This window comes from Nonomuraea sp. NPDC049709 (assembly GCF_040674815.1).
Lineage (GTDB): Bacteria > Actinomycetota > Actinomycetes > Streptosporangiales > Streptosporangiaceae > Nonomuraea.
This window is the reverse complement of the sequence record NZ_JBFANM010000003.1, coordinates 106018-129368: the sequence shown is the minus strand read 5'-3', so window position 1 is coordinate 129368 and position 23351 is coordinate 106018. Positions and strand designations below refer to the sequence as shown.

20 protein-coding genes are annotated in these 23351 nt (G+C 71.0%); 11 read left to right on the top strand and 9 right to left on the bottom strand.

What is annotated here, in order from left to right; all coding sequences use genetic code 11:
• Positions 1 to 11 precede the first annotated feature (11 nt).
• From AB0J69_RS04170 to AB0J69_RS04160, 3 genes are read right to left on the bottom strand one after another with little or no spacing between them, the layout of a single operon-like run.
• Positions 12 to 1472 carry a benzaldehyde dehydrogenase gene (locus tag AB0J69_RS04170; protein WP_364112690.1) on the bottom strand — a complete coding sequence of 487 codons (1461 nt, stop codon included), beginning with the start codon at positions 1470 to 1472 and terminating at the stop codon, positions 12 to 14.
• An 11-nt stretch (positions 1473 to 1483) separates the two neighbouring features.
• Positions 1484 to 3067, bottom strand: coding sequence for a thiamine pyrophosphate-dependent enzyme (locus tag AB0J69_RS04165; protein ID WP_364112688.1), 1584 nt, complete (start codon positions 3065 to 3067; stop codon positions 1484 to 1486).
• On the bottom strand, positions 3064 to 3243 hold the full coding sequence (locus AB0J69_RS04160) for a hypothetical protein (protein WP_364112686.1): 180 nt from the start codon (positions 3241 to 3243) through the stop codon (positions 3064 to 3066). Before AB0J69_RS04160 ends, AB0J69_RS04165 begins: the two co-directional genes overlap by 4 nt.
• A gap of 104 nt (positions 3244 to 3347) precedes the next feature.
• Between AB0J69_RS04160 and AB0J69_RS04155 the strand changes: the two genes are divergently transcribed.
• Positions 3348 to 4118, top strand: coding sequence for an IclR family transcriptional regulator C-terminal domain-containing protein (locus AB0J69_RS04155; protein ID WP_364112684.1), 771 nt, complete (start codon positions 3348 to 3350; stop codon positions 4116 to 4118).
• 65 nt (positions 4119 to 4183) lie between these two features.
• Here the strand turns inward: AB0J69_RS04155 and AB0J69_RS04150 are convergent, their stop codons facing one another.
• Both AB0J69_RS04150 and AB0J69_RS04145 read right to left on the bottom strand, forming a co-directional pair.
• Positions 4184 to 5044 (bottom strand): MurR/RpiR family transcriptional regulator, encoded by an 861-nt coding sequence (locus AB0J69_RS04150; protein WP_364112682.1) that lies wholly within the window; start codon positions 5042 to 5044, stop codon positions 4184 to 4186.
• Complete coding sequence (locus AB0J69_RS04145) at positions 5041 to 6471, bottom strand: glycoside hydrolase family 3 N-terminal domain-containing protein (protein ID WP_364112680.1); 1431 nt, start codon at positions 6469 to 6471, stop codon at positions 5041 to 5043. Before AB0J69_RS04145 ends, AB0J69_RS04150 begins: the two co-directional genes overlap by 4 nt.
• Positions 6472 to 6558: 87 nt before the next feature.
• On the opposite strand from AB0J69_RS04145, the gene AB0J69_RS04140 reads away from it, so the two are divergent.
• Positions 6559 to 8088, top strand: coding sequence for a family 10 glycosylhydrolase (locus AB0J69_RS04140; RefSeq protein WP_364112678.1), 1530 nt, complete (start codon positions 6559 to 6561; stop codon positions 8086 to 8088).
• A 195-nt stretch (positions 8089 to 8283) separates the two neighbouring features.
• Here AB0J69_RS04140 and AB0J69_RS04135 read toward each other — a convergent pair whose 3' ends face one another.
• Positions 8284 to 8931 (bottom strand): FHA domain-containing protein, encoded by a 648-nt coding sequence (locus AB0J69_RS04135; protein WP_364112676.1) that lies wholly within the window; start codon positions 8929 to 8931, stop codon positions 8284 to 8286.
• A 181-nt stretch (positions 8932 to 9112) separates the two neighbouring features.
• Here AB0J69_RS04135 and AB0J69_RS04130 point away from each other — a divergent pair, with 181 nt between their 5' ends.
• The 4 genes from AB0J69_RS04130 to AB0J69_RS04115 all read left to right on the top strand — a co-directional run bounded on the left by AB0J69_RS04130 (position 9113) and on the right by AB0J69_RS04115 (position 13066).
• Positions 9113 to 10234 (top strand): citrate/2-methylcitrate synthase, encoded by a 1122-nt coding sequence (locus AB0J69_RS04130; protein WP_364112674.1) that lies wholly within the window; start codon positions 9113 to 9115, stop codon positions 10232 to 10234.
• A gap of 2 nt (positions 10235 to 10236) precedes the next feature.
• Positions 10237 to 10539 carry a DUF3017 domain-containing protein gene (locus tag AB0J69_RS04125; RefSeq protein ID WP_364112672.1) on the top strand — a complete coding sequence of 101 codons (303 nt, stop codon included), beginning with the start codon at positions 10237 to 10239 and terminating at the stop codon, positions 10537 to 10539.
• 53 nt (positions 10540 to 10592) lie between these two features.
• Positions 10593 to 11810: an NADP-dependent isocitrate dehydrogenase gene (locus AB0J69_RS04120; protein ID WP_364112670.1), complete on the top strand. Its 1218-nt coding sequence runs from the start codon at positions 10593 to 10595 to the stop codon at positions 11808 to 11810.
• Between the two features lie 227 nt (positions 11811 to 12037).
• On the top strand, positions 12038 to 13066 hold the full coding sequence (locus AB0J69_RS04115; protein ID WP_364112668.1) for a polysaccharide deacetylase family protein: 1029 nt from the start codon (positions 12038 to 12040) through the stop codon (positions 13064 to 13066).
• 20 nt (positions 13067 to 13086) lie between these two features.
• Here the strand turns inward: AB0J69_RS04115 and AB0J69_RS04110 are convergent, their stop codons facing one another.
• Positions 13087 to 14217 (bottom strand): saccharopine dehydrogenase NADP-binding domain-containing protein, encoded by a 1131-nt coding sequence (locus tag AB0J69_RS04110; RefSeq protein ID WP_364112666.1) that lies wholly within the window; start codon positions 14215 to 14217, stop codon positions 13087 to 13089.
• A gap of 205 nt (positions 14218 to 14422) precedes the next feature.
• Between AB0J69_RS04110 and AB0J69_RS04105 the strand changes: the two genes are divergently transcribed.
• Positions 14423 to 16444, top strand: coding sequence for a transporter substrate-binding domain-containing protein (locus tag AB0J69_RS04105; protein ID WP_364112664.1), 2022 nt, complete (start codon positions 14423 to 14425; stop codon positions 16442 to 16444).
• Positions 16445 to 16502: 58 nt separating this feature from the next.
• A complete protein-coding gene (locus tag AB0J69_RS04100) occupies positions 16503 to 17489 on the top strand; it encodes a malate dehydrogenase (protein WP_364112662.1) in 987 nt (328 codons plus the stop codon).
• A 46-nt stretch (positions 17490 to 17535) separates the two neighbouring features.
• Here AB0J69_RS04100 and AB0J69_RS04095 read toward each other — a convergent pair whose 3' ends face one another.
• Positions 17536 to 18756, bottom strand: a complete 1221-nt coding sequence (locus tag AB0J69_RS04095) for an MFS transporter (protein WP_364112660.1) — start codon at positions 18754 to 18756, stop codon at positions 17536 to 17538.
• A gap of 218 nt (positions 18757 to 18974) precedes the next feature.
• Entirely contained in the window at positions 18975 to 19922 is a 948-nt protein-coding gene (gene galE / locus AB0J69_RS04090) for a UDP-glucose 4-epimerase GalE (protein WP_364112658.1), read from the bottom strand.
• An 86-nt stretch (positions 19923 to 20008) separates the two neighbouring features.
• Here galE and AB0J69_RS04085 point away from each other — a divergent pair, with 86 nt between their 5' ends.
• From AB0J69_RS04085 to AB0J69_RS04075, 3 genes are all read left to right on the top strand, one after another.
• Complete coding sequence (locus AB0J69_RS04085) at positions 20009 to 21322, top strand: hemolysin family protein (protein ID WP_364112656.1); 1314 nt, start codon at positions 20009 to 20011, stop codon at positions 21320 to 21322.
• Positions 21323 to 21336: 14 nt separating this feature from the next.
• Positions 21337 to 22341 carry a tryptophan--tRNA ligase gene (gene trpS, locus AB0J69_RS04080; protein ID WP_364112654.1) on the top strand — a complete coding sequence of 335 codons (1005 nt, stop codon included), beginning with the start codon at positions 21337 to 21339 and terminating at the stop codon, positions 22339 to 22341.
• A 181-nt stretch (positions 22342 to 22522) separates the two neighbouring features.
• Positions 22523 to 23338: an alpha/beta hydrolase gene (locus AB0J69_RS04075; RefSeq protein ID WP_364112652.1), complete on the top strand. Its 816-nt coding sequence runs from the start codon at positions 22523 to 22525 to the stop codon at positions 23336 to 23338.
• Positions 23339 to 23351 lie beyond the last annotated feature (13 nt).

Genomic DNA, 23351 nt, shown 5'->3' with positions numbered 1-23351 from the left:
CCATGGTGGCTCTAGAACGGGTACCTGGCGATGTCCCCCTGCATGGTGACCCACTGAGTCTCGGTGAAGGCGTCGATGTTGGCACCCGCCCCGCCGAACCGGGACCCCGTCCCCGAGGCCCCCACCCCGCCGAACGGCGCCACCGCCTCGTCGTCCACCGTCTGGTCGTTGATGTGCACGATGCCCGTCGGCACCAGGTCCGCCAGGGCCAGGCCCTTCATCACGTCCCGGGTGAGGATGCCCAGCGACAGGCCGTACTCCGAGTCCCCCGCCAGCGCCGCCGCCTCCTCCAGCGAGGAGAACGTCGTCACCGGCGCCACCGGCCCGAACACCTCCTCCGCGTACGCCGGAGCGCCGACCGGCACCTCCGCCAGCACCGTGGGCCGGTAGAACAGCCCCTCGTACGTCCCGCCGGCGGCCAGCCGCGCCCCCGCCGTCACGCTCTCCGTGACCAGCCGGTGCACGCGGTCGCGCTGCCGGGCGTCGATGAGCGGGCCGAGCGCGACCTGCCCCGTGGCCGGGTCGCCGACCGGCAGGCCCGCGGCCTTGGCAGCCAGGCGCTCCACGTACTCGCCGGCCACGGCCTCGTGCACCAGGTGCCGGCCGGAGGTCATGCAGATCTGGCCCTGGTGGAAGAACGACGCCCACGCGCCCGCCGACACCGCCGGGTCGAGGTCGGCGTCGTCGAAGACCACGAGCGCGGAGTTGCCGCCCAGCTCCAGGTGCACGCGCTTGAGCGAGCGGGCCGCCGCCTCCCCGACCCGGCGGCCGGCGGCCGTGGAGCCGGTGAAGGAGATCACCGGGATGTTCGGGTCGGACACCAGAGCCTGACCGGCCTCGGGGCCGCCGGGCAGCACGTGCAGGAGGCCGTCGGGCAGGCCGGCCTCCTCGAAGACGCGGGCGATGGCGTAGCCGCCGCAGACGGCGGTGCGCTGGTCCGGCTTGAACACCACCGCGTTGCCCAGCGCCAGGGCCGGGGCGACCGACCTGATGCCGAGGATGAGGGGGAAGTTGAAGGGCGCGATCACGCCCACGACCCCGGCCGGCACCCGCCGGGCGAAGCTGAGCCGCTTGCGGGAGGTCGGCAGCACCTCGCCGAGCGGCTGCGAGGCCAGCGCCGCCGCCTCGTAGCACTCCTGCGCCGCCACGTGCGTCTCGAACGCCGCCTTGCCCGGCACGCCGCCGGACTCGCGCACGACCCAGTCCTGGATCTCCAGCGCGTGCTCCTCGAACAGCCGCCCGGCCCGCCGCAGCAGGGCGGCCCGCTCCTCGTACGGCGTGGCCGCCCAGGCCCGCTGCTCCTTCCTGGCGCGTACGGCCGCCGCCGCCACGTCCTCGGCGCCGGCCGTACCGGCGCGGCCGAGCTCGTCGCCGGTCGCGGGCTCGACGACGGCCACGTCGCCGGCCCGCGAGGCCGTCCAGGCACCGTCGAAGATCAGTCCCGTCCAGATCTTGGGGTCAAGGAACGTCATGGTGCGCCTCCTCAGGGCTGGAAATCCGGATCCACGCCCACGGCCACGTCGAGCAGCAACGGGCTCTCGCGGGTGGCGAGCGTGGGCATGACGTCGTCGAGAGCCGTGGTCAGCTCCTCGTACGAGTCCACGCGTACGGCGGGACACCCGAGCGACCTGGCCAGGCCGCCCATGTCCACCTCGGTGAACGGCGGCCACGGCCCCTTGCCGCCCTGCTGGTCGGCCAGCCGGTCCATGACCGCGTAGCGGCCGTTGGCGAGCACGACGAACAGCGCGCCCACCCGGTAGTGCGCCGCGCTCCACAGGGCGTGCAGGCCGTAGAGCGCGGACCCGTCGCCCACGACCGCGACCACGGGCCGGTCGGGGAGCGCCATCCGCAGGCCCACGGCCGCCGGGACGGCGAACCCGAGCCCGCCCATGGCCGCCGAGACGAAACCCAGCGGGTTCCTGGCGGGCACCAGCCGGTGCAGGTCGGGGCGCGACGAGGGCGTCTCCTCGATCAGCGCGGCGTCGCGGGGCAGCCGCCTGGCCAGCTCGCGCAGCACATGCGCCGGCCGCAGCGGCTCCGTCGCGGGTTCCTCCGCCTCCGCCCGGACCCTCCCGCCGCCCCGCCCCGATAACGGCAGCAGGGCGGCCAGGCGATCGCAGACGGCTCCGGGCGAGGCGAGAAGGGCCAGGTCGGCGGGGCTGCGATGGGCCACCGCGGGATCGTCCGTCACCAGCGCCACCACCGTGCCCGGCCGCACCAGCGGACCCGGCGCGTACGGGTACTGCCGGAACACGGGTGCCCCCACCGCCAGCACCACGTCGTGGGGCCCCAGCCGCTCCCGCAACCGCGCCCGGTCGGCCGGCAGCACCCCGAAGTACTGCGGATGGTCCTGCGGGAACCCGGCCCGCCCGCCGAACGACTCCTGGTACACCGGGCACCCCAGCCGCTCGGCCAGCGCCACCAGCGCGTCCCACCCGTCGCCCACGCCCGCGCCCGCCACGATCGCCGGCGTACGAGCCCCCGCCAGCAGCTCCACCAGCGGCGCGAGGTCGGCGTCGGCCACGGCGGACGGCCGCAGCAGCCGCCGCGGGGCCGCAAGGACCTCACCGTCGAAGGGGGCCACCCAGTCGTCCATCGGCACCACGACCAGCGCCGGCCCCCGGAACGTGCCCGCCTCGTGGAAGGCCCGGGCCACCGCGCCCGGCACGTCCTGCGCCCGCACCGGCTGGTCCACCCGCACCGGATAGTCCCCGGCCAGCCCGCCCAGCCGCCCGGTCAGGAACGGCTCCAGCGCCAGATGCCGCCGGTCCTGCTGCCCGACGAGGATCACCAGCGGCACCCGGTTCTCCCGGGCGGTGGCGATGGCCCCGACGGCGTTGCCCAGCCCGGCCGTGGTGTGCAGGACGGCCAGCGCCGGGGCATCGCGCCCGATCGCCCATCCGGTGGCCATCCCCACCACCGAGCCCTCGTGCAGGGCCAGCACGAAACGCAGGTCGTCCGGGAGCCCGGTCAGCAGCGAGACCTCGGTCGAGCCGGGATTGCAGAACAGAGTCGTGAGCCCGTGACGCCGCAGCACCTCGAAGACCGCGTCCCTGACACTCGTCACAGCGCACCCCTCGCCCGCCGGAGCTGCCGGTGGACGCGCCCGCGCGGCTCCCCGAACCGGGGCAGCGAGCGCGTCGTGAGCTGGTCGATCCGCGGGTCCTCCAGGTCGGCTCGGAGCTGCGCGCCGCCGCGGGCGGTCACGAGCGGGGCGGCGAGGATCAAGGGGGCGCGACGCACGGCTGGCTCCCATTTCTGTTCGCGATGCGCACATGTATTCTCTGACCGAACAACCCCGTATCGCGGAAGCTACGCTCTTGTCGGCTCCTGTCAAGGGGGATCGCATGGTCGATCATGTGCAGTCGCTGGCCCGCGGGCTCGCGGTGATCCGGGCGTTCAGCGCCGCGGAGCCCGAGCTGACACTCAGCCAGGTGGCCCGCGCGACCGGGCTCAGCAGGGCCGCCGCCCGGCGATTCCTCATCACGCTGACCGATCTCGGATACGTGCGCAGCGACGGGCGGTTGTTCGCGCTCACGCCGCGGGTGCTGGAGCTGGGCTACGCCTACCTGTCCAGCCTGTCGCTGCCCGAGGTGGCCGACCCGCACCTCGAACGGCTGGCCGCCGAGGTCCGCGAGTCGGCCTCGGTCGCGGTGCTCGACGGGGAGGACGTCGTCTACGTGGCGCGGGTGGCCACGGCCCGGATCATGCGGGTGACGATCAACATCGGGACCCGGTTCCCGGCGTACTGCACGTCGATGGGGCGGGTGCTGCTGGCGGGGCTGACGCCCGAGGCGCTGGAGGCCTACCTGGGGCGGGCGGAGCTGCGCCGGCTCACCTCACGGACGATCGTCCTGCCCGCGGCGCTGCGCTCGGAGCTGGACCAGGTCCGGGGGCGGGGGTGGGCGATGGTGGACCAGGAGCTGGAGGAGGGGCTGCGCTCGATCGCGGCGCCCATCCGCGACCGCACGGGGCGGACGGTGGCGGCGGTCAACGTCTCGACGCACGCCACCCGTACGAGCCTGCAGGCGGCCGTCCGCGACCTGCTCCCCCCGCTCCTCGCCACGGCCACCAAGATCGAAGCCGACCTGGCCGCCCTCTCCGTCACCCGCGCCTGACCCCTCTGCCACGCCCGCCGGCCCGCCGCAGGGAGGCGCCCCTTCCTGCCTTCGGGGTCGGCGGATCAGCGGTTGCGGTATCGGTCCGTGGCCTCCCGGGTGGCCCGGATGGCCGCGTCCGCCGTGTCGTACCGCCGCTGCGCCAGCCCCACGAAGATGCAGTCCACGATCAGCAACTGGCTGATCCGGCTGGCCAGCGCCCCTGGCCGGAAGGCGGTCTCCCGCCCCGCCGACACCAGCGTGTGATCCGCCAGCTCGGCCAGCGACGACCGCGGGTTGTTGGTGATGGCCACCACCAACGCGCCCGCCTCGGCCGCCGTACGGGCGGGCACCAGCACGTCGGGCGTCTCCCCGCTGCAGCTGATCGCCACCACCACGTCGCCTCTCCGCAGCAGCGCGGCACTGGTCAGCGCCAGGTGGGCGTCGCTGAACGGATGGCTGGACAGCCCGATCCGCAGCAGCTTCTGCGACATGTCCGCCGCCACCAGCCCCGAGGCCGCCACCCCGTACACGTCCACCCGCCGAGCGTCCGAGATCGCCGTCACGACCTCGCCGAGCCGGTCCGGGTCGAGCTGGGCGGCGGTGTCGGCGAGCGCCTCGGACTCGGCCCGCGCCACCTTGGCGATCACGTCCGTCAGCGGGTCGTCGGGCGCCAGGTCCCCGGGCACCAGCCGCTCCGGCTCCTTGGCCACGGCCGCGGCCAGCGCGAAGCGCATCTGCGAGTACCCGGCGAAGCCCAGGGCGCGCGCCGTGCGGACGATCGTCGCTTCGCTCGTCCCGGACACCGCGCTGAACTCGGTGATCGTGCTCCGCACGACCAGCCCGGGGTCGTCGAGGATGAGGCGGGCGATGGACTGGGCCGCCGGCGTCAGGGAGGGCAGCACGGCGCGTACGGTCGCGACGGGGTTCGCCGGTTCCGCGGTCACTGGAGCAGCCATTCCGCCGCGGCCACCGCGGACACCCGGGAGACGCCGTGGGTGGCGACATGGGTCACGCCCTCGGGCGGGGCCGGGATGCCGGTGTCGACCACGATCACGTCGGGCCGGATCGCCAGGGCCCTGGCCACGGTGTCGCGTACCCAGGCGTGCCGGGCGGCGTCGTGCACCACCAGCACGACCGGCCGGTCGTCGAAGGCGGGCAGCTCACCCTCCGGCTCCATCTGCACCCGCGCGGTGTCCGGCAGCAGGGAGGCGAGCGCGGCCGTGATGCCGGTCGGCGTGGCGGGGTCCACGGCCTGGTTGAAGCGGGTGTTGACCTCGACGACCAGCGGCCCGCGGTCGAGCGCGGCGGTGCCGGCCGTGGTCAGCGCCGCCCTGGCGGCCCGCAGGCCGACGCCCTCGTCGACGTCGTGGTGCGCCTTCTCGCGCAGCGCCGACCGGTCGGCGTACCAGGTGGACAGGGCTCGTACCCGCGCGGCCGCCTCCGCCAGGCGCTCCTCGGGGAGCCTGCCGTCGCGCACCGCCGCCACGATCGTGTCGCGGATCTCGCGCAGGCCGTCCTCGGTGGTCAGCCCGACGCAGATGGCGTCCACGCCGGCGCCGAGCGCGCGCACCGCGATCTCGCCGGGGGAGTACATGGCGGCCACCGCCCGCATCTCGATCGCGTCCGTGACGAGCATCCCGTCGAAGCCGAGCTCGCCCCTCAGGAGCTCGGTCATGGCGGCCCGGCTGAGCGTGGCCGGCGCGGACGGATCGAGGGCGGGGATGAGCAGGTGGCCGGACATGATCGAGCGCACCCCGGCGCCGATCGCGGCCCGGAACGGCGGGAGGTCGCGCTCGTGCAGCAACTCGCGGGAGGCGTGCACGGTGGGCAGCGCCAGGTGGGAGTCGGTGACGGTGTCGCCGTGGCCGGGGAAGTGCTTGGCGCAGGCGGCCACGCCCGCGCCCTGCACGCCGTTGACGTACGCGACCGTGTGGCGGGAGACCAGCTCCGGCGTGGGGCCGAACGAGCGGACGCCGATCACGGGGTTGGCCGGGTTCGCGTTCACGTCGGCGGAGGGGGCGTAGTCGAGGGTGATGTCGAGATCTGCGAGCATCCTGCCGATCTGGCGGCCCACCTGCTCGGTGAGCTCCACGTCGTCCACCACGCCCAGCGCCCGGTTGCCGGGGAAGGAGCTGCCGGTCCTGACCTCCAGCCGGGTGACCGCGCCGCCCTCCTCGTCGATCGCCACGACAGCGCCGGGATTCTCGGCGCGCAACTGCCGGACGAGCCGCTCGCCGATGGCGTTGCGGGCGAACAGCACCACACCGCCCAGACCCTCGCCCAGCGCGCGGCGCAGCCAGTCGGGGGCGGAGGTTCCCTCGAACCCCGGATGCAGCACCGTCATCGCCAGTCTGTACAGGTCACCGCTCATCGGCATTTTCCTTCACAGTTGTTGATCTGAAGGTAATTTTCTGTCATCGTCGCCTTCGATACAACCACTTCCGAGAGGCCACCCCCCATGCCCAGCAGAAGGACTCTCCTGAAGGGTCTCGCCCTCGCCGCCGCCGCTTCCGCCGTCCCGCTGCCGGCTTTCGCGGCGGCGGACCACGTTCCGCCGCTGCGCCAGATGCGCGGCATGTGGATCGCGTCCGTGGTCAACATCAACTGGCCGTCCAAGCCCGGGCTGAGCGCCGACCAGCAGAAGGCCGAGTATCTCGCCTGGCTGGACGTGGCCGTCAGTCGCGGGCTCAACTCGGTGTTCGTGCAGGTCAGGCCGACGGCTGACGCGTTCTGGCCGTCACCGTACGAGCCGTGGTCACAGTATCTGACCGGCACCCAGGGGCAGGACCCCGGCTACGACCCGCTCGGCTTCGCCGTGGAGGAGACGCACAAGCGCGGCCTGGCCTTCCACGCCTGGTTCAACCCGTACCGCGTCTCGATGCAGGCCGACCCGGCCAAGCTGCACCCCGACCACCCGGGCCGCAAGAACCCCGACTGGATCCTGCCGTTCGGCGGCAAGCTCTACTACAACCCGGGCATGCCCGAGGTGCGCAAGTTCTGCCAGGACGCCATGATGGACGCGGTCACCCGCTACGACATCGACGGCCTGCACTTCGACGACTACTTCTACCCGACCAACACCACGGCCTTCGACGACGCCGAGGAGTTCGCCGAATACGGCGCCGGCTTCCCCGACCTGGCCTCCTGGCGGCGCCACAACGTCGACCTCATGGTCCAGGAGATGCAGCAGCGCGTGCTGGCGGCCAAGCCGGAGATCGCCTGGGGCATCAGCCCGTCCGGCATCTGGCGCAACAAGGGCACCGACCCGCTGGGCTCGGAGACCAACGGCGGCCAGTCGTACGACAACCTGCACGCCGACACCCGCGGCTGGGTCAAGAAGGGCTGGCTCGACTACATCGCGCCGCAGCTCTACTGGTACATCGGGCAGCCGCCGGCCGACTACTCCAAGCTCGTGCCCTGGTGGTCGGACGTCGCGAGCGGCACGAACACGCTGCTGTGGATCGGGCAGGCCGGGTACAAGGCCGGCGACCCCGCCCAGGCGGCCGAGTGGCAGGTGCCGAACGAGCTGTCCAGGCACCTGACGCTCAACCGGGACCACCCGGAGATCAGCGGCGACATCTGGTACAACGCCAACGACGTCAAGGTGGACCGGATCGGCTCCATCTCGACCGCGGTCAACGACCACTACCAGCGGCCCGCGCTCGCTCCCGTGCTGCCCAGGCTGGCCGACGGCGAGCCGCCCCGGCGGCCGGTGCTGGCGTACGCGCTGCGCCGCTCGGGCGGGGTCGAGGTACGGGCCGTGGCCACCGGCAGGGACGAGCCGTTCCTGTTCGCGATCTTCCGGTTCGACCGGCACGCCGGCGCCGGCGCCTTCGCCGACGCGCGGAACCTGGTCGCGATCGTGCCCGGCGACCGGCAGATCCGCTGGACCGACCCCGACGGCAAGCGTGGCGACCACTACTACGCCGTCGCGGTGGACCGGGCCAACAGGACCAGCAAGCCGAGCAACGGATTCCGGGTGATCTGAGGGCGTGCTACGCCTGCGCGCGTCGCCGGCCACTTTCCTGACCGGCGACGAGCCCGGCGCCCGCCCGACGGGCGGACGCCGCTGCTCGAAGCCGTGCCGGCTCTGCCAGGGCACGCTGGACGCTCAGGTTCCGACGCTGCCGGAACCCCTCGCCGAAGCCCCGGTCGCGATCCGATCCTAAGAAGCCCTGCGCCCCTATGACGCCCTTCGCCCTGCGGCGGAAGGCTGCTCGGCAGAGGCTCCCGACGACCGCTGCGGTGGCACCACAGGGGTCGGGCGCACCAGACCGAGCGCGACGACCTCGTTGGCCAGTCGCGTGCGCCGGTTGGTGCCCTCGGGAATCCTGAACTTCTGGTAGAGCCGCAGCAGATGCTGCTTGACCGCGGCCTCGGTCACGACCAGGTCGTCGGCGATCTCGCGTGCGGTCGCCGGAGCGACGAACGCCTCGTCCGACAGTGCCGGCCTGCAGAGCGAGGTCAGCACATCGACCTCGCGCCTGGTCAGCTCGGGCGCGGCCGCCCTGCGCAGCTCGACCTCGGGGGTGAAGTCCTCTCGGGGGACTCCACCGATTCGACCCCGGGCCGCGCCGAAGGAAACGACGTCGCCGTCGTCAAGGACCCTCCGGGCGATCGGCCTGCCATTCACCCGTGTGCCGTTCCTGGACAGTCCCAGGTCGACGACATACAGGTAGGGTCCTCGTCTGACGAACTCGGCATGGAGTCGAGACACGCTCGGATCGGTGAGCCGGATGTCAACACCCCGGCCCCTTCCGACCGTCGTGATCTCGGGGCGCAACGGGACCACCTCGCCAGTGTCCTCGATGCGTATGAACGGCCCCTCCACGGCAGTTCCTCCCCAGGTAGCCCGCCGTAACTATTACTACAGCTCCGGCTTACCCAACCGAGGGGATGCGGAATCTCCTTTGCCGAAAGGAGAATCCGACGTGAAATTGGTCTGGACCTTTGCAGTCGGTTTTGCCTGCTCACGGGTAGACTTCGGTCGAAGATAAGCGGAGGAAACACTCATGGCGGACAAGCCCACGAAAGGTCTGGCCGATGTCGTCGCGGCGTCCACAGCGCTGAGCGACATTGACGGAAAGGCCGGTCGGCTCTTCTACCGTGGATACGACATCCACGACCTGGCCGGTCGCGCGACGTTCGAGGAGACCGCACACCTGCTCCAGTGTGGCAAGCTGCCCACCCGCTCCCAGCTGGACGCCTACGGCGCCGAGCTGGTGCGCGGCCGGGAGCTGGGCGCCCTGGTGTCCGCGAACATCGCCGAGATCGCCGAGAAACAGAAACCCATGGAGGCGCTGCGTTCGCTGGTGTCACTGTCGGGCGCCGACGACCCCGACAAGGACTCCATCGCCCCCGACGCCAACCTGCGCAAGGCCGCCCGTCTGGTGGCCCAGCAGCCCCTGCTGGTCGCCCGCTACCACGCGGCCCGCACCGGTGGCAGCGCCCCCGAACCCGACCCGTCCCTGAGCATCGCCGCTAACTTCCTGCTGCAGGTCACCGGCCGCACCCCCGGCGCACGCGAGGTCGAGATCTTCGACGAGTGCCTGGTGCTGCACGCCGACCACACCATGAACGCCTCCACGTTCGCCGCCCGCGTCTGCGCCGCGACCCTGTCGGACATGCACTCCGCCATCGTCGCCGCCATCGGCACCCTCAAGGGCCCGCTGCACGGCGGGGCGAACGAGCAGGTCATGAAGACCCTGGAGTCGCTGTCCCCCGGCGGCGTGGCCCAGGCCGTACGCGACAAGCTGGCGGCCGGCGAGAAGATCATGGGCTTCGGGCACCGCGTCTACAAGACCGAGGACCCGCGCGCCACCCACCTGCGCAGGATGTCCGCCGAGCTGGCCGAGTCCAGCGGCGACGACACCTACTACCGGATGTCCAAGGAGATGGAGGAGGTCGTCTTCGAGACGAAGGGCCTCTATCCGAACGTCGACTTCTACGCCGCCTCCGTCTACCACTACCTGGGCATCCCGACCGACCTGTTCACGCCGGTCTTCTCCATCAGCCGCATGGCCGGCTGGACCGCTCACGTGATCGAGCAGCACGCCGACAACCGGCTGATCCGCCCCGACAGTGAGTACATCGGTGAGACCGACCAGAAGTGGAAGCCGATAGAAGAGCGTTGAGTTTGAGCCAGCAAGGAACCGAACGCGAGAGCTGGGGGCCGTACCCGCTGATCCTGGGGGGTGCGGCCGTCGGCGTGCTCGTGATCTTCTTCACGAACCCGCGCTGGGGTGGGTTCGTTCTGGGCGCCGTCATCATGGTCGCCGCCGCGCTGCGCTTCGCCGGTTACGGCGGGCAGCTCGCCCTCCGGAGCAAGAAGGCCGATGTCATCACGCTGTCCGTCTTCGGATTCGTGCTGGTCCTGACCTCGTTGCTGCTCTACAACAACGAGCTCAAGGCGCTCATCCTGTCCCTTTTCGCCCCGTGACCGGACGGTCCGATAGCCTCAACGCATCAATTCATTGAAGGGGAACCATTCGCATGCCCAAGATCAAGGTGGAGGGTCCGGTCGTCGAGCTTGACGGCGACGAGATGACCCGGATCATCTGGCAGTTCATCAAGGACCAGCTGATCCTTCCCTACCTCGACGTCGACCTGAAGTACTACGACCTCGGCATCGAGCACCGTGACGCCACGGACGACCAGGTCACCATCGACGCCGCGAACGCCATCAAGAAGTACGGCGTCGGTGTGAAGTGCGCCACCATCACCCCGGACGAGGCGCGGGTCGAGGAGTTCGGTCTCAAGAAGATGTGGAAGTCCCCCAACGGGACCATCCGCAACATCCTCGGCGGTGTCATCTTCCGCGAGCCGATCATCATGTCGAACGTGCCGCGGCTCGTCCCGGGCTGGACCAAGCCGATCGTCGTCGGCCGTCACGCCTTCGGCGACCAGTACCGCGCCACCGACCTGGTGATTCCCGGCGAGGGCACGCTGACCCTGACGTACACGCCCAAGGACGGCTCCGAGCCGGTCGAGCTCGACGTGTACGACTTCCCCGGCGGCGGCGTCGCGATGGCGATGTACAACCTGGACGAGTCGATCCGCGACTTCGCCCGCGCCTCCATGCGTTACGGCCTGGCCCGCAACTACCCGGTCTATCTCTCCACGAAGAACACGATCCTCAAGGCGTACGACGGCCGCTTCAAGGACATCTTCGCCGAGGTCTTCGAGACCGAGTTCAAGGACGACTTCGACAAGGCCGGCCTTACCTACGAGCACCGCCTCATCGACGACATGGTCGCCGCGGCGCTGAAGTGGGAGGGCGGCTACGTCTGGGCCGCGAAGAACTACGACGGCGACGTCCAGTCCGACACGGTCGCCCAGGGCTTCGGCTCGCTCGGCCTGATGACCTCGGTCCTGATGACCCCCGACGGCCAGACCGTCGAGGCCGAGGCCGCGCACGGCACCGTCACCCGCCACTACCGCCAGCACCAGCAGGGCAAGCCCACCTCCACCAACCCGATCGCCTCGATCTTCGCGTGGACGCGTGGCCTGGCCCACCGCGGCAAGCTCGACAACACCCCGGCGGTGACCGAGTTCGCGAACAAGCTGGAGGAGGTCTGCGTCGAGACCGTCGAGGGCGGCCAGATGACCAAGGACCTGGCGCTCCTGGTCGGCGACGACGCCAAGTGGCTCACCACCCAGGACTTCCTGGCGGCGCTGGACGAGAACCTCAAGAAGAAGATGTCTGCTTGATGGAACATGGCCTCTGCCTGCGGTTTTCCGCAAGGTAGGGGCCATTTTCGTGCCGTCGGGCAGACCGTGCGCGGAGACGACACGGCTTTCCCATGTCTTGACGGTGCGGCGGCGTGGCGCAGTTGATCAGTGGGGTAAGAGCCCACTGTAGGTGCATATATCGCTACCTACAGTAGCCCGCAGGATGCGGGCCGCTGCAACAGTCGTACGCGTCTCGGGGGGTTCGGATGCGACTGCGTATTTTGAGTGGGCTCGGTGTGCTCACGGCTGCCGCGATCCTGACGGGCTGCGACTCTCAGCCCGAAACCGTCAAGCTGACCGACACCAAGGCAGAGGCGGCCGCCAGGCTCAAGGCGACCAGGGCCGCCAAGGTGAAGGCCGCCGCCAAGGTCAAGGCGAACGAGCTGGGGCAGATCCCGGTGCTGATGTGGCATCGCATCGTGCCCAAGCCGCAGACGACGGACGACCGGTCGCCGCAGCAGTTCAGGGCCGACCTGGAGCGGCTGGTCCGGGAGGACTACGTGCCGATCACCGCCGCGCAGATGGTGTCCGGCAAGATCGACATCCCGGCGGGCAAGCACCCCGTGGTCCTGACCTTCGACGACTCCTCGCCTTCGCAGCTCACCCTGAACGAGATGGGCGTCCCGCAGAAGGACACCGCGGTCGCGATCCTGAAGGAGGTGGCCGCCAAGCATCCGGGCTGGCGTCCGGCGGCCACGTTCTACGTGACGCGCGACATGTTCGGCAAGAGCGTACGCGAGGAGCAGGCGCAGGCCCTGCTCTGGCTCAAGGACAACGGGTTCGAGATCGGCAACCACACCCGCGACCACCTCAACCTGCGCGGCCGCTCGCACAAGGAGGTCGAGGAGCAGATCGGCACGATCGCCAAGCAGATCAACTCCCTGTCCTACATCAACCCCACCACGATCGCCCTCCCGTACGGCAACCAGCCGAACAACAAGCACTGGGCCATGCGCGGCAAGCTCTACAAGCACCAGGGCGCCTTCCTGGCCGGGTACACGCCGGCGCCGGCGCCGTTCAGCAAGTCGTTCGACCCGGCCGGGATCCCGCGGATCAAGGTCATGGAGAAGAAGGGCGACTGCGCCCAGTTCTGCTCGGCGGCCTGGCTCGACTGGCTCAAGAACAACCCGGACATGCGCTACACCTCCGACGGGGACGTGAGCACGGTGGCCTATCCCAAGTACAAGGCCCCGTACATGCGCAAGACCTTCGCGAAGTGGAGCCTGCCCTACTGACCGGTGCGGCGGGGGAACGGTCAGGCGGCCCTGGTCGTGAAGGTGATCCCGGCGGCGTGCAGGCGGTCGATGAGGGGCTGCCCCATGGCGGAGGCGGTCGTGAGCTGGCCCGTCCGGTCCGGTACGTCGTCGAAGGCCAGGCAGAGGGCCGACTCCGCGAGCATCTTGGCGGTCTCGTCGTAGCCGGGGTCGCCGCCCGACACTTCCGTGACCACGCGCTCGCCGCCGCCCTCGCCCAGGAACGTCACCTTGAACCAGCTCCTGGCCCGCCGCTCTGGTGAGGGGCCGTCGCCGGGCTTGAGGCGGCTCCGGAGCCAGCCGCGCACCGGAGGGAGCTGGGCGAGCGCCGCGAACGTGCCCGCGCCCGCCACCGTGGCCAGCGCGGCCGGGAGGGTCCTGACCGCATAGCGCTGGCGGTAGGTGAAGTCGGGGCCGTAGCGGTCGAGGAGCCGGGCCGAGTAGCCGACGATCTTCGAGTCGAGGCTGGGCATGGGCAGGGCCCAGCCGCCCACGTAGCGCAGGCCGCCGGGCAGGGAGCTCACCTTGCGGTCCTTGGGCCGGGGCTCGGCCGAGCGGCGCTGCGTGCCCGCCGCGACCGTCTCCTGGGCGCGCCCGAGCACCGACAGCATGGTGTCCAGCGTGCCGCCCGACGGCCGTAGGCTGGTCCGCAGGAAGCCGCTGACCTTCAGCGGGACGCCCTCCGGGAGCAGGCCGACGGTGTACAGGACGCCGAGGTCGTACGGGATCGAGTCGAAGCCGCAGGCGTGCACGAGCTTGGCGCCGCTCCTCGCGGCCCGGTCGTGGTAGCGCGTGTACATCCGGTCCACGAACTCCTGCTCGCCGGTGAGGTCGAGGTAGTGGGTGCCGGCGTCGGCGCAGGCGGCGACGAGCGGTTCGCCGTACCGGACGTACGGGCCGACGGTGGTGGCCAGGACGCGGGTCCGGGTGGCGAGGGCGGCCAGTGAGGCCGCGTCCGTGGCGTCGGCGAGCAGGATCGGCACGTCCAGCCCCAGCCGCTCGAGCTTGGCCCGGTCGCGCCCGGCCAGGGCCCACCGGGTGCCGGGGCCGGCGGCCCGGGCGAGGTAGGCGGCCGTGAGCGCGCCGGTGAATCCGCCGGCCCCGAAGAGCACGATGTCGTACGGACGGTCCATGATCCCGAGACTGCTCGCCGGCGCCCCGGGACGCAAGGTGTTCCGCGTCACTGCCGCGAAGCCTGCGGTTTTGTGCGCGAACGTGACGAAGCCGTGCGCGAAAGAGTCAAACCCGTGACGTCACGAAGCCTTAACGGATCCCTGAGAAGTTGCTGAACGTCGTAAAGTTTTCGTCGATGGGGTTCAGTACACGTGGGGATGACGAATGCCGCAAATCTCGCCGTTGGTCGCCGGCGATCCCACCGAGTTGGGGTCCTTCCGGTTGTCCGGACGGATCGGAGAAGGTGGTCAGGGCATCGTCTATCTGGGCGTCAACGACAAGGACGAGCGGGCGGCGGTCAAGCTGCTGCACGTCAAGTTCAGCGGCGACACCATCGCCAGGTCGCGCTTCGCCAGGGAGCTGAAGGCGGCCAAGCGGGTCGCGTCGTTCTGCACGGCCCGGGTGATGGAGGCCGACCTCGACGGCAACACGCCCTACATCGCCAGCGAATACATCGACGGCCGGCCGCTGCGCGAGGTCGTCGAGACCGACGGGCCGCTCACCGGCACCCCGCTCGACCGGCTGGCCATCGGCACCGCCACCGCGCTCACCGCGATCCACCACGCCTCGATCGTGCACCGGGACTTCAAGCCCGACAACGTGCTGATCGCCGCCGACGGGCCGCGGGTGGTCGACTTCGGCATCGCCCGGATCATCGACTCCACCGGTACGATCACCAGCCGCGCGATCGGCACCCCGGCCTACATGGCGCCCGAGCAGATCGCCGGCGACGACATCGGACCCTACACCGACGTCTTCTCCTGGGGCGCGACCATCGCCTTCGCGGCGACCGGCACGGTGGCCTTCGAGGGCAAGTCCATCGCGGTGGTGCTCAACCGGATCCTCAACCACGAGGTCGACGTCAGCATGATGCAGGAGCCGCTGCGGAGCGTGGTCCGCGCGGCGCTGTCGAAGGCGCCGGCCGAGCGGCCGTCCGCCGACCAGATCCTGCTGCGGCTGCTGGGGCAGTCCTCCACGGTGGGCGCCTCGACGGCGGTGCTCACCCGGGGCGTGCAGGTGGCCAGCGACGACACCACGCCGTTCACCAGGGTGTCCGCCGGGTCGATCACCGATCAGCGGAAGGGCTCCGTGGTGCCCCCCTCCCACACCGCGGGCGCCCAGACGGCCGGCTCGGGCGCACCGTCCCACACCGCGGGCTCGGGTGCGGGGCCGGTGGAGCAGCGGGCGACGGGGCAGCGGGCCGTGACCGTGCCGCCGGTCCCGTCCGTGACCACCGGGGCCTCCGGCGTGCCGGCGCCCCCGGAGGGTGGGGCGCCTTACCCGATGGCCGGGCCCGCCGAGCCCGCGCGGCGCCGGCGGGGGAAGGTGTGGGCCGGGCTGGCCACCGCGGTCGCGCTGATCACCGCCGCGGCGCTCGCACTGTACCTGAACGGCTGGCAGCCCCTGCCGTTCGCGGACGAGTCCGCCCCGCCCGACGAGACCTCCGGGCCCGGTCCCAGCTTCGCCTCGGTGGTGGACAAGGTGGCCCAGACCGGGAAGATCGTGATCGGCGTGAAGGGCGACCTGCCGGGCGTCGCGCTGCAGAACGGCGACGAGTTCCAGGGCTTCGACATCGAGATGGCCAGGCGCATCGCGACGGAGCTGGGGGCGAAGGAGACGACGTTCGTCCGGCTCGGCCGGGACGACCGGGCGCTCGCCCTGGAGGAGGGCCGGGTGGACCTGGTCGTGGCCACCTACTCCATCGACAGGAGCGAGGTGCGGTTCGCGGGCCCCTACTACCTGGCCCACCAGGACATCCTGGTACGCGCGGGCGGCGGCGTCGAGTCGATCGACGACCTGAACGGCAAGCGGATCTGTGCCCCCAACAGCCCGTCGGTCGGCGCGGTCCAGGACCGGGTGAAGGTCGAGCCCGTCGCGGCCAGCGACTACGCCGCCTGCATGGACATGCTCCGCAGCGGCAAGGTGGACGCGGTGCCGGGCGACGACGTGATCCTGGCCGGGTTCGCGGCCCGGGAGAACATGCGCTACAAGATCCTCGGCGTCAAGCTCACCAACGAGCGCTACGCCGTGGGCATCAGGGACAGCGACGTGAAGACCTGCAAGGCGGTGAAGGCGGTGATCGCCGATCTCTACGCCACCGGCTTCATCAAGCAGCTCGTGACCAGGCAGTTCGGAAAGGTCGACTTCGAGGCGGAGCTGAAAGTGCCCGCGATGGAAACCTGCTGATGACGAGCGGGTAACATCCCCAACGTCAATGATTCATGCATCGAGTTAGGGGAAGGCCATGGCGTCGTCAGCCACTGTGCCCGTCAAGGTGACCGTCACCGGAGCCGCCGGCCAGATCGGCTACGCATTGCTGTTCCGCATCGCGTCGGGGCAGCTGCTCGGCGCCGACACGCCGGTCAAGCTCAGCCTCCTGGAGATCCCGCCGGCGGTGAAGGCGGCCGAGGGCACCGCGATGGAGCTGGACGACTGCGCGTTCCCGCTGCTGTCCGGCATCGAGATCACCGACGACCCCAACGTCGCCTTCGCCGGCGCCAACGTCGCGCTGCTGGTCGGCGCCATGCCGCGGAAGGCCGGCATGGAGCGCGGTGACCTGCTCGGCGCCAACGGCGGCATCTTCGGCCCGCAGGGCAAGGCGATCAACGACCACGCCGCCGACGACATCAGGGTCCTGGTAGTGGGCAACCCGGCCAACACCAACGCGCTCATCGCCCAGCGGAACGCGCCCGACGTGCCCGCCGACCGCTTCACCGCGATGACCAGGCTCGACCACAACCGCGCGCTGTCCCAGCTCGCGGCCAAGCTGCAGGTCCCGGTCACCGAGATCAAGAAGATGACGATCTGGGGCAACCACTCCGCCACCCAATACCCTGACCTGTTCCACGCCGAGGTCGGCGGCAAGGTCGCGGCCGAGCAGGTCGAGTCCGAGTGGTTGAGCGGCACGTTCATCCCGACGGTGGCCAAGCGCGGCGCCGCCATCATCGACGCCCGTGGCGCCTCCTCGGCCGCCTCGGCCGCCAACGCCGCGATCGACCACGTCTACGACTGGGTCAACGGCACCGACTGGACCTCGGCGGCCGTGGTCTCCGACGGCTCCTACGGCGTGCCCGAGGGCCTCATCTCGTCCTTCCCCGTCCGCGCGGCGAACGGCAAGTTCGAGATCATCCAGGGCCTGGAGATCGACGCCTTCTCCCGCGAGCGCATCGACGCCAGCGTGCGCGAGCTGGAGGAGGAGCGCGACGCGGTGAAGGAGCTCGGCCTCATCTGAGCCAGGCGCGCGCGTTCTCCTGCGGTGGGGGCGCGCGCGTTCGCGTTCAGGCGGGTTGCGTCTCAGGGACGGTGGCGGGACGCGTACGTCCGGCCCAGCGCGCCACCGGCGGGACCGCCAGCCCGGCGGCCAGGAAGAGCAGGCCGAACAGGATCCACCCGGGCAGTCCCCAGCCGACGACGACCGTGGTCATGACGGCGGGGGCGGCGATGTTGGACACCTGCTGGCCCATGCCGTACAGGCCCTGGTACTGCCCGATGGCGTGCGGCGGCGCGAGCTCGTACGACAGGCCCCACGAGCCGGCGGCCTGCAGCAGCTCGCCGAACACGTGCAGGAGCGTCCCGCCGAGCAGCGCCACCATGGCCACCCACACCGGCTGCCCGGCGGCCAGCGCCAGCAGCACGCAGGCCACCAGCAGGAACATCCCGGAGCGCCGCTGCGCCCTGGCGGCGCCCGCCGCGTCGTCGGTGCCGCGGCTGAGCCGGACCTGCAGCAGCGTGACGGTGACGGTGTTGACCAGGGCGAGCAGCGCCACCGTCCACGGCGGCGCCGAGGTGCGGCCGGCCACCCACAGCGGGATCGCGTAGTTGAACAGCCCGCCCTGCATGAACAGCACCGCGTTGAGCAGGGCCAGCACCGCGTACGGCCGGTCGCGCAGCACCGCCCACGCGGGCCCGTCGCCGCGCCGGGCCACGGGGGCGACCGGCGGGACCCGGAACATCAGCGCCGCGCTCCCCAGGTAGCAGGCCGTGCACCCGAAGATCATCGCCAGGTACCCGGGCCGGGTGTCGAAGCCCAGCGCCAGTCCCGCCCCGATGCCGCCGAACGACCACCCGACGTTGGTCACGGCCCGCAGGTAGGCCCGCACCCGTACCCGCTCGGGACCGGGCACCGCGCCCCCGACCAGCGCCGCCCGCGCCGTGGACTCGGCGGCCTCGGCGAACGTCACCAGACTGGCCACCACGACGAACCCGGTGAAGTCGGTCACCAGGGCGTACGCCGCCACCAGCACCGCCCCGGCCGACGAGAACGCGATCTGCACCCCGCGCGGCCCGATGAGGTCGGACAGCCGCCCGGCGGGCAGCCCGGCCGCCAGCCCGACGGCGGCGGCGATCGTCATGCCGAGCCCGATCTCCCCGTCGGACAGCCCCACGGACAGCTTGAAGAACAGCACGCTGACCGTGATGAAAAGGCCGCGGCCGATGGCCCTGAGGAAGGTGGCGTACGTGAGCGCGCGGACAGGCCCGCTCTCGGGGAGGAGCGACACGTCGAAAGAGTAACGGTCGTGCCGTATTTACCTTTTGTCCGCCCCAGGACAAGGTGTCGGCTGCACGGCCGGAGCCGCCTGCGGGGTCGCGAAGATCACTCCGGCCGCGGCCAGGAGGCTGCACGTCACGATGAGGGCACCGAAGATCAGCTTCGTGACCCTTGGTGAAAAGCTCCTCACATTTGGGTATCACAGCACACATTGCCGCGCCGTATGGCTCATTTGCCGGAAAGCGCTCCCCAGGCGTCCGAGACGATGTCGCGCAGCGACGCCCGCTCGGCCTTCCAGCCCAATTCCCGCTGGATCTTGGCCGACGAGGCGACCAGCACCGCCGGGTCGCCGGGACGCCGGTCCTCGACGACGGCCGGGATCTCGTGCCCGGTGACCTCGCGGCAGACCGAGATCACCTCCTGCACGGAGAAGCCGGTGCCGCTGCCCAGGTTGTAGACCTTGTGCTCGCCCGGAGCGATCGCGTCCAGCGCCAGCAGGTGGGCCTTGGCCAGGTCGGAGACGTGGATGTAGTCGCGCACGCAGGTGCCGTCGGGCGTGGCGTAGTCGGTGCCGAACACGCTGACCGACTCGCGCTCGCCGGTGGCGACCTTCAGCACGTTCGGGATGAGGTGGGTCTCGATCGTGTGCCGCTCGCGGAAGCGGCCGTAGGCGCCGGCCACGTTGAAGTAGCGCAGGCTCACCGCGCCCAGCCCGCGCAGCCCCGCGTACGCGCTCAGCGCGGTGTCCACGGCCAGCTTGGAGGCCCCGTAGGGGTTGGTCGGGCGCGTGGGATCGCTCTCCTCGATGGGCGAGCGCTCGGGCTCCCCGTACGTGGCCGCCGTCGAGGAGAACACGATCCGGCCCACGCCCTTGTCCCGCATGGCGTCGAGCAGCGCCAGCGTGCCGCCCAGGTTGTTGGCCCAGTAGAGCCCCGGCTTCGCCACCGACTCGCCCACCAGCGACTTGGCCGCGAAGTGCAGCACCGCCTGCACGCCGTCGAGCACCTGCCCGGCCTCGGCGATGTCCGCGCGCACGAAACGGGCGCCCTCCGGCACCGCGTCCTCATGTCCGGTCGACAGGTCGTCGAGTACGGTCACCTCGTGTCCGGCCTCGATGAGCTGCGCTGCGACGACGCTACCGACATATCCGGCACCACCGGTAACCAGTAGCCTCATGTTCACTCCTGTTCAAATATGTTTGATTTTGTACGGCTTGCCGTTCAGCATACGCGGGAAATCCGTTGAGTACGCTGCCAACCACCATGTTTGACACCGTCGCGGCCAACATCGCCCTGGTTCTGCTGTTCATCTTGATCGGGGGCTTCTTCGCCGCCGCCGAAATCGCCATGGTCTCCCTGCGTGACAGCCAGGTCCGCAAGATCTCCCAGCACGGCAGGCGCGGCGAGCGCGTGGCCAAGCTGGCCCGCGATCCCAACAGGTTCCTGTCGGCCGTGCAGATCGGCGTGACCGTGGCCACGATGTTGTCGGCCGCGTTCGGCGCCGACCGGCTGGCGGCGCAGCTCGTGCCCGTGCTGGAGGGCTGGCAGGTGCCGCCGGCGGTGTCGCCCGTCATGGCGCTGGTGCTGGTGACGCTGGCGATCTCGTACGTGTCGCTGGTGCTGGGGGAGCTGGCGCCCAAGCGCCTGGCACTGCAACGGGCCGAGGGGTTGTCGCTGTACGTGGCGCCGTTCCTCGACCGGATCGCCTCCCTGTCACGCCCGATCATCTGGATGTTGTCGAAGTCCACCGACGGCGTGGTCAGGTTGCTCGGCGGGAACCCGAAGGCCGACCGCGAGGAGGTCACCACCGAGGAGCTGCGCGACATGGTGGTCGGGCACACCGACCTGACCGCCGACGAGCGCAAGCTCATCGGCGAGGTGTTCGCCGCCGGGAAGCGGCAGCTCAGGGAGGTGATGCTGCCGCGCACGGAGGTGGAGTTCATGGAGGCCGACACGCCGCTGAACGACGCCGCCCGGCTGGCCGCCGCGCTCCCGCACTCGCGGTTCCCGGTCTACCGCGAGTCCTACGACGAGGTCATCGGCTTCGTCCACGTCCGTGACCTGCTGGATCCCGAGCTGGCCGGCCGTACCGAGCCGCTCAGCGCGGTCGTGCCGATCAGGGCGGCCAAGTTCGTGCCCGCGTCCAAGCGCCTGCTCACCACCCTGAACGAGATGCGCGACGAGGGCCAGCACCTGGCGATCGTGGTGGACGAGTACGGCGGCACGGCCGGCATCGTCACCATGGAGGACCTGGTCGAGGAGCTGATCGGCGACATCAGGGACGAGTACGACGTCGAGGAGGACATCGTGATCCTGCCGGCCGGCGAGATCGAGATCGACGGCCTGACCAACCTCAACGACTTCGCCACCGAGACCGGCATCCGCCTGCCTGACGGCCCCTACGAGACGCTGGCCGGGTTCGTCATGGCCATGCTGGGCCACGTGCCCGCCGCCGGGGAGCGGGTGGAGTTCTCCGGCTTCGAGCTGACCGTCACCGAGCTGGACGGCCGCCGTATCGCCCGGGTGAGAGTGAAACGCCGAGCGGCCGCCGAGTCGCAGCCTGAGCAGGATTCCTGACACAATTGCCTGCTATGGCCAGACCTCGTGTACTCTCCGGCATCCAGCCCACAGCGGACTCCTTCCACCTGGGCAATTACCTGGGTGCGGTCCGCCAGTGGGTCACTATGCAGGAGACCCACGACGCGTTCTACTGCGTGGTCGATCTCCACGCGATCACCGTGCCGACCGAGCCCGCCGCGCTGCGCCGCCGCAGCCGCGTGGCCGCGGCCCAGCTCTTCGCCGCGGGGCTCGACCCCGAGCGCTCCACCGTCTTCGTGCAGTCGCACGTGCGCGAGCACACCGAGCTGGCCTGGATCCTGATCTGCCTCACCGGCATGGGCGAGGCGGCCAGGATGACCCAGTTCAAGGACAAATCGGCCAAGTTCGGGGAGAGCGCGGCCAGCGTCGGCCTGTTCACCTACCCGATCCTGCAGGCCGCCGACATCCTGATCTACCAGGCCAACCGGGTCCCGGTGGGGGCGGACCAGAAGCAGCACCTCGAGCTCACGCGCGACCTGGGCCAGCGGTTCAACCACCGGTTCGGTGACACCTTCACGCTGCCGGAGCCGTACATCCTCAAGGAGGTCGAGAAGATCACCGACCTCCAGGACCCGACGGCGAAGATGTCGAAGTCGTCGTCGAGCCCGGCGGGCATCCTCGACGTCCTGGAGCAGCCCGGGCCGCTGCGCAAGAAGATCATGCGCGCGGTGACGGACACGGGCTCGGAGGTGCTGTTCGACGAGGAGAACAAGCCGGGCATCTCCAACCTTCTGCGCATCCAGTCGGCGCTGACCGGCACGCCCATCCCCGAGCTGGTGGCCCGCTACGAGGGCCAGGGCTACGGCACGTTCAAGAAGGACGTGGCGGAGGCCGTGGCCGACACGTTCGCGCCGATCAGGGAGCGCACGGAGAAGCTGCTGTCTGACGAGGTGGAGCTGGACCGCATGCTGGCGATCGGCGCTGAGCGCGCCGCGGCGGTGGCCAAGGAGACCATGGCGCAGGTCCGTGACCGGGTGGGCTTCCTGCCCAAGCTGTAACCTTCCCGACCTTCAGGGCCGGGCACGCCGATCAAGCGGCGTGCCCGGCTCTTGCTTTTGGCCGGCCACGGTCGCGTACGCCTTTCCCGTCGAAGAGCCCGCCCCCGCCCGCCGAGGCGGGCCGGTTGCCAGGACGGCTTAGCGGCACTAAGTTCGACTTAGCGATGCTAAGGAGACGGTCATGGACATGACGGCGAAGGCGGCCGATGGGACCGAGGCGCGGGCCGTCGACGAGGGGAGCGGGCCCGTCATCCTGGTCCTGCACCCCGGCCTGGACGACGGCGCCTCGTGGCGGAAGGTGGCCGAGCGGCTGACCCCCGACTACCGCGTCGTCCGCCCGCACCGGCGGCAATACCGGCTCGACCTCCCGCCCTGCACCGTCGCGCAGGAGGTCGAGCACGTGCTCGCGGTGGTGGCGGCCGTCGGCGGCGGGCCCGTGCTGGTCGCGGGGCACTCCTCGGGGGCGGTGATCGCGCTGGAGGCCATGGTGGCGGCGCCGTCGGCATTCGCGGGGGCGGTCCTGTACGAGCCGCCGGCGGTGATCGGACCGCCGCTCGGGGGGCCGCACGGCGAGGTCCACACCCGGACCCGGGCCGCCGTCGCCGCCGGGCGGCCGGGGCGGGCGATGCGGATCTTCGTGCGCGACACCGTGGGGCTTCCGGCCTGGGCGGCACTGCTGGTGGACTGGTTCGTGTCGGTGTCGCCGAGGATGCGGGCACTGGTCCCCCGGCAGATCGAGGACAACGCCGCCATGGACTCCCTCGGCGTCCGGCTCGACGCCTACGCGGGGATCAGCGCGCCGGTGGTGCTGCTGGGGGGCGACCGGAGCCCGGGGCACCTGGGGGAGCGGCTGGACGCGTTGGAGCGGGTGCTGCCGGCCGCGTCGAGGGTGGTGCTGCCCGGCCAGGGTCACTCGGCCCACGCCAAGGCCCCTGGAGAGGTGGCCGCCGTCATCTCGGGCCTGGCTGCCAGGGTGCTGCCGCCCACCGCCGGCTGACGCCTTCCCGGGC

Coding starts and splice junctions, on each gene's coding strand:
- AB0J69_RS04170 (WP_364112690.1), bottom strand. CDS start 1,472: ATGACGTTCCTTGACCCCAAGATCTGGACGGGACTGATCTTCGACGGT.
- AB0J69_RS04155 (WP_364112684.1), top strand. CDS start 3,348: ATGGTCGATCATGTGCAGTCGCTGGCCCGCGGGCTCGCGGTGATCCGG.
- AB0J69_RS04145 (WP_364112680.1), bottom strand. CDS start 6,471: ATGAGCGGTGACCTGTACAGACTGGCGATGACGGTGCTGCATCCGGGG.
- AB0J69_RS04140 (WP_364112678.1), top strand. CDS start 6,559: ATGCCCAGCAGAAGGACTCTCCTGAAGGGTCTCGCCCTCGCCGCCGCC.
- AB0J69_RS04130 (WP_364112674.1), top strand. CDS start 9,113: ATGGCGGACAAGCCCACGAAAGGTCTGGCCGATGTCGTCGCGGCGTCC.
- AB0J69_RS04120 (WP_364112670.1), top strand. CDS start 10,593: ATGCCCAAGATCAAGGTGGAGGGTCCGGTCGTCGAGCTTGACGGCGAC.
- AB0J69_RS04115 (WP_364112668.1), top strand. CDS start 12,038: ATGCGACTGCGTATTTTGAGTGGGCTCGGTGTGCTCACGGCTGCCGCG.
- AB0J69_RS04110 (WP_364112666.1), bottom strand. CDS start 14,217: ATGGACCGTCCGTACGACATCGTGCTCTTCGGGGCCGGCGGATTCACC.
- AB0J69_RS04105 (WP_364112664.1), top strand. CDS start 14,423: ATGCCGCAAATCTCGCCGTTGGTCGCCGGCGATCCCACCGAGTTGGGG.
- AB0J69_RS04100 (WP_364112662.1), top strand. CDS start 16,503: ATGGCGTCGTCAGCCACTGTGCCCGTCAAGGTGACCGTCACCGGAGCC.
- galE (WP_364112658.1), bottom strand. CDS start 19,922: ATGAGGCTACTGGTTACCGGTGGTGCCGGATATGTCGGTAGCGTCGTC.
- AB0J69_RS04085 (WP_364112656.1), top strand. CDS start 20,009: ATGTTTGACACCGTCGCGGCCAACATCGCCCTGGTTCTGCTGTTCATC.
- trpS (WP_364112654.1), top strand. CDS start 21,337: ATGGCCAGACCTCGTGTACTCTCCGGCATCCAGCCCACAGCGGACTCC.
- AB0J69_RS04075 (WP_364112652.1), top strand. CDS start 22,523: ATGGACATGACGGCGAAGGCGGCCGATGGGACCGAGGCGCGGGCCGTC.